This is a genomic window from Vibrio sp. 1562, from assembly GCF_033340155.1.
In the GTDB taxonomy this organism is placed as follows: domain Bacteria; phylum Pseudomonadota; class Gammaproteobacteria; order Enterobacterales; family Vibrionaceae; genus Vibrio; species Vibrio alginolyticus.
The window spans coordinates 1-1,010 of record NZ_JAWOVY010000128.1 but is presented as its reverse complement, the minus strand read 5'-3'; the positions used below and the strand labels follow the sequence as shown (position 1 = coordinate 1,010).

Annotated in this window: 1 protein-coding gene; it reads right to left on the bottom strand. The window is 47.7% G+C overall.

Annotated elements, in window-relative coordinates:
• Positions 1–54 precede the first annotated feature (54 nt).
• Positions 55–975, bottom strand: coding sequence for an IS5-like element ISVal1 family transposase (locus tag R7Z49_RS23675; protein WP_158163597.1), 921 nt, complete (start codon positions 973–975; stop codon positions 55–57).
• Between the last annotated feature and the right edge of the window lie 35 nt (positions 976–1,010).

Genomic DNA, 1,010 nt, shown 5'->3' with positions numbered 1-1,010 from the left:
GGCTTTGTTGCGTAATTCGGACAGAAAACCAAGTCGTCCGAAATTGAATAATTATTAAACAATATACTGAGTTTCAGGCATACCAAGCCCTGTAAGCTTGTTCAGCGCTTTAATCATGGCGTAGGTTTCGCCAACCTGAGAATTGTAGTTTCTCAGGCTTAACCTCCCACCTAGCAACTGCTTCACGCGATACATGGCTGTTTCAGAGAGCGAACGCTTGTGATAACCATACCGCTTTTTCCACTTCTTGTTGGAGCCGTAGAGCTTCTGACAACCTACTGCTAAATTGCGAGGGTGTCCTTGCTCCCAGAAGGCAGCCCCTTCTCGTGGCGGGATAAGCGGAACCGCTCGCTTGATCCGTATGGCATCATGGCAATTCCTTGTGTCATAAGCGCCATCGCCTGATATCTCAATGATTTTGCGACGTGTCTGCTTGAGTAAGTTAGGGAGCACTTCGGCATCGGTTACGTTAGATAAGCTCAGCTCTGCTGCGACTATTTCGTGGGTGCTTGTATCTACTGCGATATGCAGCTTACGCCAGACTCTGCGCTTCCCATCAGTACCATGCTTCTTGACCTTCCATTCACCTTCGCCATAAACCTTGAGGCCAGTGGCATCAATGGCCAGATGTTGTATTGCTCCTCTGGTTTTGGTTTTAAATGAAACCTCAACTTCCTTAGCTCGGCGGCTTATACAGGTGTAGTGTGGGCAAACAAGCGGGATGTGAGCCAGCTTAAATACTGAGTCTAGAAAGCCTTGCAGCGCTCTCAATGGCATGGAGAAGACGCGCTTAACCATCAGTGCGGTAGTAATGGCTAAGTCGCTGAATCGGCGAGGTCTACCACGCTTGCCTTGTTTGTTTTGCTTCCACTCGGCTATCGCTTCCTCATCAATCCAAAAAGTCAGAGAACCACGGTTGATTAAGGCTTTATTGTACTGCTTCCAGTTAGTTGTTTTGTAACGAGGTTTCGGCATAAGGCTACGATGATTAACTGATGTAACCGATCAGA

What these genes read in the sequence shown, in the direction of transcription:
- R7Z49_RS23675 (WP_158163597.1), bottom strand. Translation starts at nt 975, where the DNA reads ATGCCGAAACCTCGTTACAAAACAACTAACTGGAAGCAGTACAATAAA.